Genomic DNA, 12,744 nt, shown 5'->3' on the forward strand with positions numbered 1-12,744 from the left:
GGATTGATCGGACCTAAGGTGCGATTCGGCAAGGATTTTAAGCCGTTGATTGCCCGCTAACGGCTTTTATTGGCTTTTTGAGCTTTGAAATCTGCCGTGTGTCATCCTCGCTGCCGGCGACCTGAACTTGATTGCGACCTTTATCTTTTGCCTTATATAGCGCATCATCGGCGGCGCGCATCAGATCCTGTGGCATGGTGCCATGCGCCGGATAATGCGAAACCCCAACCGAGATCGTGATACGGGGTAGGGATTTCTCACCGTAGCGCACCGAGACGGCCTCGACCGCTTGCCGCAATTGTTCGGCACGCGTAACCGCATCGTCAGATGTGTTGTCGGGCAGGATCAGCATGAATTCTTCGCCACCGATGCGACAGGCAACCTCGTCCCGGTCGCAGCTCTGTTCCAAAGCGGCACCAACTGCACGCAACACCATGTCACCGGCATCATGCCCATGGGTGTCGTTGAATTTCTTGAAATGATCCACATCTACGGCAATCAGGCTGAGCGGTGCGCCGGTTTGCTGGCTGCGGTTGATTGATTTGCGCAGGGTTTCAAGCATATGCCGCCGGTTGAACAGCCCGGTCAAGGGGTCCCGGACGGACTGGTCGTGCAACTGATCGCGCATCCGTACATTGGCAATCGCCATGCTAATCTGTTCAGCGCTGAGCTGTGCTAGCTTTTTACTCGTGTGAAACGCCTCATCTGTCCCTTCAAGGGCGCGGAGATGCAGAAGGCCGACCGTCTCCCCATGCGCCAGAATTGGAAAGCAGAAATAGGGCCGTCCGTCATGTGGTTCGGCGTGTTCACAGACAAAGTCGATCTCAGACGCGCCGTATTCATAGGTTCGGCCACGCCGAAGCCCCCAACACCCTTCGGGGTGGATGTGCGCCTTATGGGTCCCGCCATTCCAACTGGCACAGCCATCCAGGACGTCGCGCGAGTTGGAATACACGTAAACGCTGCCCTCAGCCTCGGGTAGGATATGGGTCATGAAGCGCGAGACCATATCGAACAGCTCGTCCAAGGATCGGCTGGATTGCAACCACTCGTTCAATTCGCCCAGCAATCGGACTTCGCGGGCCAGGCGCAGCTGATCTTCCATCAGATCACGCTCTTTTGCGGATTGTTTTTGCAGGGCCTGCAATTGCAAGCGGTTCGCCCTGTAGCTGGCAAAGGACACGGCAACAAGCGCAAGCAGGGCGATGCCGCTTAGAACGGTCAAAGAAATCCTAAGCCGCGAGATGAACGTGGTGCGCAAGTCGGAGATATCAGTAAAGAATTCGATGGCGCCGATGAAACGCCCATTCTTGGCCACCGGCATAAAGACTTCGGCGACATGATGTTGCGTCGCGTTCAGGATGTTGTCGGTATGCAGATCAAGCCCGTCGATCTCGGACAGTGGAACAACTTCCTGAATGTAGTGAATCATTCCTCTGGCAACGTCGCTGCGAAAGAAATCCCGGGTTTCAACACTGCCTACCTCTGTCGGACGAGTCGACCAGGTGACACGCCCATTCGAGTCGAGCAATTTGAAGCGGTAAACATCAGAAGCTTCGGGCATCGCGGCCAGAAATTCGGCGTCATGCGCATCAATCACGCCCGTCTTAAGCGCGGTCTCGGGGTCCTCTAGATGCAAGACGACGCGGCGCTTCCACAGTTCGGCCTGCTTGAGAATGTCGACCTTTAGCATCCCGTCGACCAGCGGCGCAGGCAATTTGTAAATTCCCCAACCGCATCCAATTGCCAGAGAAATCAGCAACATGCTGATACCGATCCATTTCAGCCGGTGATTTACGGCCCCCCGATTATCCTGAGTCATACCTTCGCGCTCCCACAGCAATTTACTGATCATCGCGGCGGGTGTTTTACAGATGGTTAATGAACCCGTTCTCAGTCCAAGTCGCTTGATTAGAATTGATCGTAAAGGTGTAACAAAATCTGTGCGAACAAGGGGTGAACAAACCCTTTCCCTCGGCCAACATCCAGCGTAGTTTGGAAAGATGAGCAGTTTCGACGAAATGGACGCCTTTGAGGGCGCATCCCTGTCCGCGCGCGCCATGGCCGCGCGCCCCATGCCTTATCTGGATGAGCTGAACCCGGCGCAGCGCGACGCGGTCGAGAGGTTGGACGGTCCTGTCCTGATGCTGGCCGGTGCAGGCACTGGGAAGACCAAGGCACTGACAGCCCGAATCGCGCATCTGCTCAGCACCGGGCGGGCGCGCCCGAATGAGATTTTGTCCGTTACCTTTACCAACAAGGCTGCGCGCGAGATGAAGAACCGCGTGGGCCGTTTGTTGGGGCAACCAGCCGAGGGGATGCCGTGGCTGGGCACATTCCACTCGATCTGCGTCAAGCTGCTGCGACGGCACGCGGAACTGGTCGATCTGAAATCGAATTTCACCATTCTGGATACGGATGATCAGTTGCGGCTGCTCAAACAGCTGATTCAGGTGGCCAATATCGATGACAAACGCTGGCCTGCGCGGATGTTGGCCGGCATCATCGATGACTGGAAGAACCGGGCGCTTACGCCCGACAAGGTGCCTGCTGCCGATTCCGGTGCCTATAACCACAAGGGAATTGAGATCTACGCTCAGTACCAAACCCGGCTGCGCGAGCTGAACGCGGTGGATTTTGGCGACCTGCTGTTGCACATGGTCACGATCTTCCAGACCCATCAGGATGTGTTGGAGCAATATCAACGTTGGTTCCGCTACATCCTTGTGGACGAATACCAGGATACCAACGTTGCCCAATATCTGTGGTTGAGGCTGCTGGCCGGGGCGCACAAGAACATTTGTTGTGTGGGAGATGACGATCAGTCAATTTATGGCTGGCGCGGGGCCGAAGTGGGCAACATCCTGCGGTTTGAAAAGGATTTTCCAGGGGCTTATGTCGTTCGGTTAGAGCAGAACTATCGCTCGACCCCCCATATCTTGGCGGCGGCGTCCAATGTTATCCGTGGCAATGAGAGTCGGCTGGGTAAGGAGTTGTGGACCGATGCGCAGGACGGAGAAAAGGTCCGCCTGATCGGTCATTGGGATGGCGAGGAAGAGGCCCGCTGGATCGGTGAAGAGATCGACGCGATGCAGGGGGGAACGCGTGGTGCGCGGCCCTTTAATCTGGATGAAATTGCGATTCTCGTGCGGGCCAGCCATCAGATGCGCGCGTTTGAGGACCGTTTTCTGACCATCGGTCTGCCCTACAAGGTCATAGGCGGCCCACGATTCTATGAGCGGATGGAGATCCGCGACGCGATGGCCTATTTCCGGCTGGTGGTCAGCCCCGGTGACGATCTGGCATTCGAGCGGATCGTGAATACTCCGAAACGCGGGCTGGGTGACAAGGCGCAGCAGACGATTCAGATGACGGCGCGGGAAAATGGCGTGTCGCTGGTCGATGGCGCCCGGATCGCTGTCGATAATGGGCTGATCAAAGGCAAAGGCGGCAAAGCACTACGCGAGTTGATCGACGGGTTGGCGCGTTGGAACGCGATGACGCGCGGGCCCCGGATCGAAGTCGACGATGATTCTGTGATTGATGACGGCTCCGCTCCGATGCGGTTTGGTGAGCCCGAGGTCTCACATATCGAACTGGCACAGATCATATTGGACGAATCCGGCTACACGGCACACTGGCAGAACGAAAAAACACCCGAAGCTCCGGGTCGGTTGGAAAACCTCAAGGAATTGGTCAATCAGCTGGACAACTTTGAGAATCTGCAAGGGTTTCTTGAGCATGTCAGCCTGGTCATGGACAATGAGCAAGAGGGTGACGGGGCCAAGGTTTCCATCATGACGCTGCACGCGGCAAAGGGGCTTGAGTTTCCGGCCGTGTTCTTGCCGGGGTGGGAAGACGGGCTGTTCCCGTCACAGAGATCAATGGACGAATCCGGGATCAAGGGCCTCGAAGAAGAACGGCGATTGGCCTATGTGGGCATCACCCGCGCGGAAGAGATCTGTACGATCTCCTTTGCGGCCAATCGTCGGGTGTTTGGTCAATGGCAAAACGCGATGCCGTCGCGGTTCATTGACGAGTTGCCTGAAGATCATGTCGAAGTTCTGACGCCGCCAGGGCTGTACGGGGGTGGTCAGCCGACTGCCGGTATCGAAACCCGTGCGGCCGAGGCCAATGTCTATAACTCGCCCGGTTGGCGGCGGTTGCAGGCCCGGCAGGGGCAGTATGGAACGTCCCAACCCCGCGAAAGCCGCAATACGGTGATCGACACGACTGCTGTTGCCAGTTTCACCCTTGGCGAGCGCGTGTTTCATCAGAAATTCGGCTATGGCGCGGTGATCGGCATCGAAGGTGACAAGGTTGAGGTCGATTTCGAAAAAGCTGGATTGAAAAAAGTGGTTTCTCGCTTTCTGTCCGCCAAGGATGATGTGCCGTTCTAAACGCTATAGCCCTTCAACCAGTACCATGTTCGCCGTCGCGGTTTTGTGCCGAATTTCCGCCAGCTTGATATAGTCTGGGTCGTCTTTCCACGCCTTGGCCGCAGCAAGAGATGGGAACTCCATCAACACAATTCCGTCTTCGGGCCATACGCCCTCGACCAGTTCCACGGGCTTGGAGGATATCGTCAGCAGGCGACCTCCGTGCCGGTCAAAGATCGGCATGAAACCTTCAAGGTATTTCTGGTACCCGTCAGGGTCGTGAATGGAAATCTGGGCGATGAAATATGCGGCCATCGGAAACTCCTGAAATTCTGGTCAGGGCTTCAGTTTACATCTCGGTACGAAAAACAAAAACGGCGGTTCGCAGGGAGGAGGAGAGGGAACCGCCGTTCTTTTCAACATCAGGGCAGGGAGGAGGAGAGCCCCGATGTATCCGAACCCGGGTTTGATCCCGGTATGAGGAAGACGCGGCGACGTCAGGGAGGAGGAGAGACGTCGCCGCGCGCTTTCAACACCGGGAAAGGGAGGAGGAGTACCCGGTGTGTCTGCTTCCGGCGATCAGGGCCGGTATTAGGGGCGGCGACATCAGGGAGGAGGAGAGATGCCGCCGCTGAAATACAGGTCCAAAAGGGAGGAGGAAGGACCTGATCTCGGTGTTTCTGTGTCGCTTAACGTGCGACGTGTTCTTCGGCCGCTTGCTGAGCCAGGCGGCGGATCATCGAGCGGTGAAGCCCCAGATCAGCCAGTTCGCGGTTCGACAGATCAGACAGTTCGTGAACTGTCTGGCGATAGACGCGATATTGGATGAACCGGGTCTTTGCCGCCTCGAATAGCGAAGCCAGGCTAGTTGCCGGTGCGCCTTTGAGCGCGGTGTTATGTGTTGCTGCAGCCATTTGCTTTACTCGATGTATTCGTTGTTGCCGGTGTTGTCCGGCGCTTGCTTGAGACTGAAAATAAGCAAATGCTGCAATTGCACAATACCCGACAACGTCAATGCTGCTATGCAGCAAGTGCATAGATATCAACTGGTTGTCGATGAGGGTTGGGAAGGGGCAGTAAAATAAGGCCTTCAGCTGATGCTTCCCCAAAGGAAGGTTTCAACAAGATTTTCTGGATTTTCGTGTTTGCGCGTCTTTTGAGCGGAGTTTGTCAATTCTTGTGCGCTTTGTGTATTGGATGGGCCAGGCGCGCGGCGGCTGACATGTTGATTTCGGTTCGTGGGAATTCATGGGCGTCAGCTGGAGCGGCGAAGAATCCACATGTGGTTGAGGTTTAAAGCTGGAGTGATTCGCTAATCAAGTGGCCCATTTTCGCTACGCTCATCATAAACCTTCGCCCTTTGAGGAAATATCTGGGAAATTATGGGAATAGTTGGAGTGGGTTCAAAATTGGCTTATTTAGTGCAACCATTGCCGCAATTATCTACAATTGGTGTCCACAGGGTGGTTTTCTTTCTCAATCGCGTTGGCTAAACTGCGAGTCTGAACATAAGGTCTGCAAATTTTTTGTTGATTTCCATGAATTCCCATGTCATCCCTAATTCATCCGATGAGGACGAGGCACATGGGGCACCAAACGACCCCGAAACAACAAAAATCAGGTTTCATACAGGCATCTCGCTTTCATCAATCAAGAGATCCGGCGCGCGGGCGAGCAGACATCCCCCCAGGTGGCGCGCGCAGCTGGACATCCCGCACAGCGGGTCAATGCGGCGGGTTGATCAGTGGCAGCAGATCAACCCGCCGTTTTTCATCTGGGGGAGTGAATTTTAAGTGGGGCGCAAGCGGAAGGGACAGTCGTCTTGGCGCGCAGGTTTAGAGGTGAAAGCCACCATAAGGTGGATACGAAGGGCAGGGTATCGATCCCGGCTTCGTTTCGCCGTGTGCTTGAATCCTCGGACCCGAACTGGCAGCCCGGCGACACACCTGAGCTTGTAATTGTCTACGGCGACCACCGTCGCAAATTTCTGGAATGCTATACCATGCAAGCGATCGAAGAGGTCGATGCCAAGATCGACGCGCTGCCGCGCGGATCGATGCAGCGGAAGATGTTGCAGCGCATGTTCCATGGTCAGTCCTTTCCGACCACAGTGGATGAAACCGGCCGACTGGTGCTGCCGGCAAAGCTGCGTAACAAGATTGGCCTTGAAGGTGAGGCATTCTTTATCGCCGCGGGTGACACGTTCCAGATTTGGAAGCCGGAAACTTACGAATCCGAAGAACTCGCTGCAGCCGAAGAGTGGTTGGACGAACAGCCCGAGGATTTCGATCCTTTGGAGTTCCTTGACGGCACCGGGGATGCGTAACGGCATGGCCGGCGCTAACATCCCTTCCGATAAACCTCATATTCCCGTTCTGCTGCGTCCATTGCTGGCAGCTGTGGCGCCCGTGTCAGGTGTCTGGCTGGACGGAACGTTTGGAGCAGGCGGATATACACGGGGCCTGCTGGAGGCTGGTGCAGATAAGGTCATCGGCGTGGACCGTGATCCGTTGGCGTTTGAAATGGCGGCGGATTGGGTCGGAGATTATGGCGACCGGCTTGTGATGCAGCAAGGTGTATTCTCACGCATGGACGAATACGCACAGGATCTGGATGGTGTCGTTCTGGATCTGGGCGTGTCGTCGATGCAGCTGGATCTGGCGGAACGCGGCTTTTCTTTCATGAAAGACGGCCCGCTCGACATGCGAATGAGTCAGGAAGGCGAAAGCGCGGCTGATTTGGTCAACACCGCGACCGAGGAACAACTTGCCGATATCCTGTATCATTATGGCGAGGAACGTGCCAGCCGCCGCATTGCCAAGGCCATCGCCAAAGCGCGTGCGGAAGAGCCGATTACAACGACTCTGCGCCTCGTCCAGGTCATCGAATCCTGTTTGCCGCGACCCAAGCCCGGGCAGTCCCACCCTGCAACGCGGAGTTTTCAGGGTCTGCGGATCGCAGTGAATGCTGAATATGAAGAGCTGTATCAAGGACTGATGGCTGCGGAACGTGCGTTGAAGCCGGGCGGGCAACTGGCAGTCGTGACGTTTCATTCGATCGAAGACCGGATGGTCAAACGGTTCTTTCAGTCTCGTGCGGGCAAGACGGGCCGGGCCAATCGGTATGCGCCCGAGATTGAACAGGAGCTGCCGCAGTTCACGCTCAAGACTCGTAAAGCCGTGGGGCCGGATGATCAGGAGCTGCAGGAAAATCCGCGTTCACGCTCGGCAAAGCTGCGCGTTGCAATTCGAACGGATGCGCCGTCGGGGGAAATTGATGCCCGCGCCGTTGGTATGCCGCAACTAGGGGGAAGAGCAAAATGAAGAGTGTTTTGTATGTGTTGACTGCTCTGTCCGTGTTCGGACTGGCGCTGTGGGCGTATCAGGAAAACTATCGCACGCAGCAGGTGGTGAAGGAAACGCAGAAGCTGCAGCGCGAAATTGGTATGGCGCAGGTGAAGCTGGCGGTTTTGAACGCCGAATGGGCCTATCTGAACCGCCCCGACAGGTTGCGTGAGCTTGCTGATCTGAACTTTGAACGGCTGGGCCTTTTGCCCCTGCGGGCCGAGCAGTTCGGTCGCGCCGATCAGATTGCCTATGCGGAAGATCCTGACCTGCCAATCGTCGATCCGATCGAGCTGCAGGCCATCACCAATATTCAGGCGCTGGGTGAGGTGCAGATCCCATGACCCGCACGCCACTGCGCCCTCTGGCCCGAATCCTTGACGCGCGTTCGCGGGGCGAGAATCCCAAAGCCATTGAGCGCGAAAATATCCGCAAGCGTCACGAAGACATGAAAGACCGCAGCCGCACTCGTGCTGAAGGCCGCTTGTTGGTGCTGGGTCTGTTCTTTTTCTGCGCTTTTTCGGTCGTAGGCGTCCGGATGGGCATGTTGGCCACGTCCGAAGCGCAAGAACCTGTGGCCTCGGCCCCGGGTGCAGCCATTGCGATGCAGCGGGCCAACATCGTCGACCGGGAAGGACGCATTCTTGCGACCAATCTGGATACTTATTCTGTATATGCGCAGCCGCCGCTGATGATCGACCCGATTGCTGCTGCTGATCAACTTGTCGCGATTTTCCCAGATCTGGAAAAAGAACGCCTGGTCAAGGACTTCACCGGCAACCGCAAGTTCCTGTGGATCAAAAAGCGTATCTCGCCCGAGCAGAAACAAGCCGTGCACGATATCGGTGACCCGGGCATTCTGTTCGGCCCGCGTGAGATGCGGTTGTACCCGAATGGCCGTCTGGCGGCGCATATCTTGGGCGGATCAAGCTTTGGGCGCGAAGGCGTCAGCGCGGCCGAAGTGATCGGTGTGGCCGGTGTTGAAAAGCAATTCGACGACTACCTGCGTGATCCCGCGAATGGGACTAAGCCGCTACAGCTCTCGCTAGACCTGACCGTTCAGGCCGCGGTTGAGCAGGTGCTATATGGCGGCATGAAGATCATGAACGCCAAGGGGGCGTCGGCGGTTCTGATGAACGCGCATACGGGCGAGGTGATCTCGGCGGCCTCATTGCCGTCCTTCGATCCCAATGATCGTCCGCGCCCGCCGACCTCGGGGTTCGACCCCTCCGACAGTCCGCTGTTTAATCGCTATGTACAGGGCGTTTACGAACTGGGGTCCGTGTTTAAGATTTTCACCGCCGCGCAGGCGGTTCAGTTGGGTTTGGTGAATTCGAACACGATAATCGATACCTCTGGGCCAATGAAGATCGGCCGTTTCCCGATTGGTGAATTCAACGGCAAGAACTATGGCAAGATCAGCGTCGCGGATGTGATCGTCCACAGCTCGAACCGAGGCACCGGGCGGCTGGCGTTGCAGATCGGCGCGCAGCGCCAGCAGAATTTCCTGGAATCGCTTGGTATGTTCGATCCGACCCCGTTCGAAATCGTCGAAGCCAAGGGTGGTGAGCCGCTGAAGCCCAAGAAATGGGGCGAACTGAGCACGGTTACCATCTCGTATGGTCATGGCCTGTCGACCAGCCCGATGCATCTGGCTGCGGGCTACGCGGCGATTGCCAATGGCGGGCATTACGTCAGCCCGACCATCCTGCGCAAAAATGGGCCGCAATACGGTCCTCGGGTAATGTCCGACAACGCCGCGAAACAGGCGCAGAACATGTTGCGCCGGGTGGTAACAGATGGCACCGCCAGTTTTGGCGATGTGGCAGGCTATGATGTGGCCGGTAAGACCGGCACCGCGGATAAGCCCAAGCCGCGTGGTGGTTATTACGACGACAAGGTGATTGCGACCTTTGCGACGTTCTTTCCCGCCTATGACCCAAAATACGTCCTGATCGTAACGTTGGACGAACCATCCATCCTTGCTTATGGCGAAAAGCGCCGTACGGCAGGCTGGACAGCGGTTCCCGTGGCCGCAGAATTGATCGGGCGCATCGCACCGTTGCTGGGCCTGCGTCCTCGGGTTGAGCCTGAGGCCGGCGCTGCTATAACGCTGACCTCAAATTAGGCTGTCCAAACGAGGTGGGTCATGGGCGCAAGGACAAAGAAACTGAGCCAACTGGCCCTGACCGCCCGAGGTGGCACCAATCCTGATGTCACAGGGCTGGCGGTCGACAGCCGCGAAGTCAAAGACGGTTTCCTCTTTGCGGCACTTCCCGGTACACGTGTTCATGGCGGTGAGTTCATTCAATACGCTTTGCGTATGGGGGCCGCGGCCATCCTGACGGATGCTGAAGGGGCAGAGATCGCAACCGACGAACTGGCCGCATCAGATGCGGCGCTGATCGTGGTCGAGGACCCGCGTCAGGCGTTGGCCGGGTGCGCCGCGCTGTGGTTCGGAGCGCAGCCTAAGACCATCGTTGCGGTTACCGGCACCAATGGCAAAACCTCGGTCGCGACATTTGTTCGCCAGATCTGGACTGAACTTGGTCACGCCGCGGTGAACCTCGGGACGACAGGGGTCGAGGGCGCATGGACCGCACCACTAGCCCATACAACGCCCGAACCAATCACTTTGCATCGTTGCCTGTCCAAGGCTGCAGAGAACGGAGTGACTCATGCTGCGATGGAGGCATCCTCGCACGGGTTGGAACAGCGTCGCTTGGATGGGGTACAGCTGGCTGCGGCGGGGTTTTCGAACTTCACTCAGGACCATCTGGACTACCACGAAACGTTCGAAGCGTATTTCAACGCCAAGGCAGGTCTGTTTGATCGGGTCCTGCCGCAAGACGGCACCGTTGTCGTCAACATGAGCGATCCCAAGGGGGCTCAGGTCCTCCGGATTGCCAAAGACCGGGGGCAGAAGGTTTTGACCGTTGGGCTTGGGGAAGCAGACCTGTGCCTGATGAATCAGCGGTTTGACGCAACAGGTCAGGACCTGCGGTTCTCTTGGCAGGGCAAGATATTCCAAACCCGTTTGAATCTGATCGGCGGTTTTCAGGCTGAAAATATCTTGTTGGCCTGCGGTTTGGTTATTGCTGCAGGGGAAGAGCCTGAACACGTTTTCGAAACCCTGCCGCATCTCACGACGGTTCGTGGACGCATGCAGCTGGCCGCGACGCGAGAGAATGGGGCAGCGGTTTTTGTAGATTACGCTCATACACCTGACGCAGTGGCGACCGCGCTCAAGGCACTGCGCCCGCATGTGATGGGCCGCCTGATAGCTATTGTCGGCGCGGGTGGTGATCGCGACGCGACCAAGCGCCCGCTGATGGGGCAAGCCGCCGCCAATCACGCAGATGTTGTTTTCGTCACCGACGACAACCCGCGCAGTGAAGATCCGGCCACGATACGCGCCGCCGTGATGGGTGGGGCGCCTGAGGCCACCGAGGTCGGCGATCGGGCCGAGGCCATCTTGCGCGGGATAGACGCGCTGCAACCCGGGGATGCGCTTTTGATTGCGGGCAAAGGGCATGAAACCGGCCAGATCGTTGGCGATCAGGTTCTGCCATTTGATGATGTCGAACAGGCCAGCATCAGCGTGGCCGCACTGGACGGGAGGGTGGCATGACATTGTGGACTGCAGCCGAGGCCGCCGAGGCAACCGGTGGACGCGTCACTTCGGATTGGGCGGTCAATGGTGTGTCGATCGACACGCGCACCATCCAGCCCGGCGATCTTTTCGTTGCGCTAAAGGCTGCGCGGGACGGGCATGATTTTGTAGCGCAAGCTTTGGAGAAAGGCGCAGGTGCGGCTTTGGTATCCCGCATTCCCGAAGGCGTGGCTGAAGACGCGCCCTTGTTGGTGGTCGAAGATGTCCAGACCGGGCTGGAAGCGCTGGGTCGGGCGGGTCGTGCCCGAACCGAAGCGCGTGTGCTGGGCGTCACAGGCAGCGTTGGCAAGACGTCAACCAAGGAAATGCTGGCCACCATATTGGAAACGCAGGGGAAAACCCATGCCAGCGTTGCCAGCTACAACAATCATTGGGGGGTTCCCCTGACATTGGCGCGGATGCCGCGCGATACTGAGTTTGCTGTGATCGAAATCGGTATGAACCACCCCGGAGAGATTTCGCCGCTGGCGCAGCAAGCCCGCCCGCATGTGGCGCTGGTCACGACTGTGGCGGCAGTACACCTCGAAGCGTTTGAATCGGTGGCCGGTATTGCACATGAGAAGGCCGCAATTTTTGACGGTCTGACGGAGGACGGTGCGGCCATCCTGAACGCAGATATCGAGCATGTGGACATCCTGCGCGACTGTGCGCGAGATTTAGGCGCGAAAACGGTGGATTTCGGCCGCAATGGCTCCGACTACACATTGACCGATGTAATCCAAGAGGCTGACTCGGTTCATGCAAAGGCAACAGTCGCAGGGCGCCCGTTTGCGTTTGACGTGCAGTCAGCCGGCACGCATTTCGCCATGAACGCACTGGGGGCATTGGCTGCATGTGTCGAAATGGGCGTCGATCTGGATCAAGCCATTGCAGGTCTCAGCGGATGGTCGCCGGTCAAGGGGCGCGGGGTGCGCGAACAGATCGCTTTGACCGATGGCGGTCGGATCGAATTGCTGGATGACAGCTATAACGCTAACCCGACGTCGATGGAGGCCGCACTGGACGTTCTGGCCGCCGCGCAAGGTCAGCGTCGTATCGCTTTTCTTGGGGATATGAAGGAGTTGGGGCCGGAGGAAATTGCCATGCATGCGGCGATGGCGGATGTTTCGGCCATGCAACGCGTGGACAAAGTGCATTGCGTTGGTCCGCTGATGAAGGCGCTGCACGATGCACTTTCGGCGGACAAACGCGGGCTTTGGTTCGAGACCAGCACCGAGATGGCCGTGCATATGTCAGAGCTTGTTCAGACCGGTGACACTGTGTTGGCCAAGGGATCGCTGAGCATGGCATTGGCACAGATTGTTGACGGTTTGCGTAAAATGGGGCAAGGGGGCGCGCTTGATTGATG

Annotated in this window: 10 protein-coding genes; 7 read left to right on the top strand and 3 right to left on the bottom strand. The window is 57.5% G+C overall.

Going from position 1 to position 12,744, the window contains the following annotated elements:
• Window positions 1–37: 37 nt before the first annotated feature.
• Window positions 38–1,822: a sensor domain-containing diguanylate cyclase gene (locus tag AC2FI9_RS12160; RefSeq protein WP_496768106.1), complete on the bottom strand. Its 1,785-nt coding sequence runs from the start codon at window positions 1,820–1,822 to the stop codon at window positions 38–40.
• Window positions 1,823–2,003: 181 nt separating this feature from the next.
• Between AC2FI9_RS12160 and AC2FI9_RS12165 the strand changes: the two genes are divergently transcribed.
• A complete protein-coding gene (locus AC2FI9_RS12165) occupies window positions 2,004–4,400 on the top strand; it encodes an ATP-dependent helicase (protein ID WP_496767949.1) in 2,397 nt (798 codons plus the stop codon).
• Between the two features lie 3 nt (window positions 4,401–4,403).
• Here the strand turns inward: AC2FI9_RS12165 and AC2FI9_RS12170 are convergent, their stop codons facing one another.
• Window positions 4,404–4,694: a DUF1330 domain-containing protein gene (locus AC2FI9_RS12170; RefSeq protein ID WP_496734148.1), complete on the bottom strand. Its 291-nt coding sequence runs from the start codon at window positions 4,692–4,694 to the stop codon at window positions 4,404–4,406.
• Between the two features lie 374 nt (window positions 4,695–5,068).
• On the bottom strand, window positions 5,069–5,293 hold the full coding sequence (locus AC2FI9_RS12175) for a DUF1127 domain-containing protein (protein WP_108859440.1): 225 nt from the start codon (window positions 5,291–5,293) through the stop codon (window positions 5,069–5,071).
• Between the two features lie 908 nt (window positions 5,294–6,201).
• Here AC2FI9_RS12175 and mraZ point away from each other — a divergent pair.
• The 6 genes from mraZ to AC2FI9_RS12205 are packed head-to-tail and all read left to right on the top strand — an operon-like array spanning window position 6,202 to window position 12,742.
• A complete protein-coding gene (mraZ, locus tag AC2FI9_RS12180) occupies window positions 6,202–6,705 on the top strand; it encodes a division/cell wall cluster transcriptional repressor MraZ (RefSeq protein ID WP_496767951.1) in 504 nt (167 codons plus the stop codon).
• Between the two features lie 4 nt (window positions 6,706–6,709).
• Window positions 6,710–7,702, top strand: a complete 993-nt coding sequence (gene rsmH / locus AC2FI9_RS12185) for a 16S rRNA (cytosine(1402)-N(4))-methyltransferase RsmH (protein ID WP_496767953.1) — start codon at window positions 6,710–6,712, stop codon at window positions 7,700–7,702.
• Window positions 7,699–8,067, top strand: a complete 369-nt coding sequence (gene ftsL, locus AC2FI9_RS12190) for a cell division protein FtsL (protein WP_058274326.1) — start codon at window positions 7,699–7,701, stop codon at window positions 8,065–8,067. Before rsmH ends, ftsL begins: the two co-directional genes overlap by 4 nt.
• Entirely contained in the window at window positions 8,064–9,851 is a 1,788-nt protein-coding gene (locus AC2FI9_RS12195) for a peptidoglycan D,D-transpeptidase FtsI family protein (protein ID WP_496724381.1), read from the top strand. The genes ftsL and AC2FI9_RS12195 overlap by 4 nt, the downstream gene beginning before the upstream one ends.
• Window positions 9,852–9,872: 21 nt before the next feature.
• A complete protein-coding gene (locus tag AC2FI9_RS12200; protein ID WP_496767955.1) occupies window positions 9,873–11,354 on the top strand; it encodes a UDP-N-acetylmuramoyl-L-alanyl-D-glutamate--2,6-diaminopimelate ligase in 1,482 nt (493 codons plus the stop codon).
• Window positions 11,351–12,742, top strand: a complete 1,392-nt coding sequence (locus tag AC2FI9_RS12205) for a UDP-N-acetylmuramoyl-tripeptide--D-alanyl-D-alanine ligase (protein ID WP_496767956.1) — start codon at window positions 11,351–11,353, stop codon at window positions 12,740–12,742. The genes AC2FI9_RS12200 and AC2FI9_RS12205 overlap by 4 nt, the downstream gene beginning before the upstream one ends.
• Window positions 12,743–12,744 lie beyond the last annotated feature (2 nt).

Source organism: Ruegeria sp. CDSA246, from assembly GCF_059611225.1.

Coding starts and splice junctions, on each gene's coding strand:
- ftsL (WP_058274326.1), top strand. CDS start 7,699: ATGAAGAGTGTTTTGTATGTGTTGACTGCTCTGTCCGTGTTCGGACTG.
- AC2FI9_RS12170 (WP_496734148.1), bottom strand. CDS start 4,694: ATGGCCGCATATTTCATCGCCCAGATTTCCATTCACGACCCTGACGGG.
- AC2FI9_RS12160 (WP_496768106.1), bottom strand. CDS start 1,822: ATGACTCAGGATAATCGGGGGGCCGTAAATCACCGGCTGAAATGGATC.
- AC2FI9_RS12200 (WP_496767955.1), top strand. CDS start 9,873: ATGGGCGCAAGGACAAAGAAACTGAGCCAACTGGCCCTGACCGCCCGA.
- rsmH (WP_496767953.1), top strand. CDS start 6,710: ATGGCCGGCGCTAACATCCCTTCCGATAAACCTCATATTCCCGTTCTG.
- AC2FI9_RS12165 (WP_496767949.1), top strand. CDS start 2,004: ATGAGCAGTTTCGACGAAATGGACGCCTTTGAGGGCGCATCCCTGTCC.
- AC2FI9_RS12195 (WP_496724381.1), top strand. CDS start 8,064: ATGACCCGCACGCCACTGCGCCCTCTGGCCCGAATCCTTGACGCGCGT.
- AC2FI9_RS12205 (WP_496767956.1), top strand. CDS start 11,351: ATGACATTGTGGACTGCAGCCGAGGCCGCCGAGGCAACCGGTGGACGC.
- AC2FI9_RS12175 (WP_108859440.1), bottom strand. CDS start 5,293: ATGGCTGCAGCAACACATAACACCGCGCTCAAAGGCGCACCGGCAACT.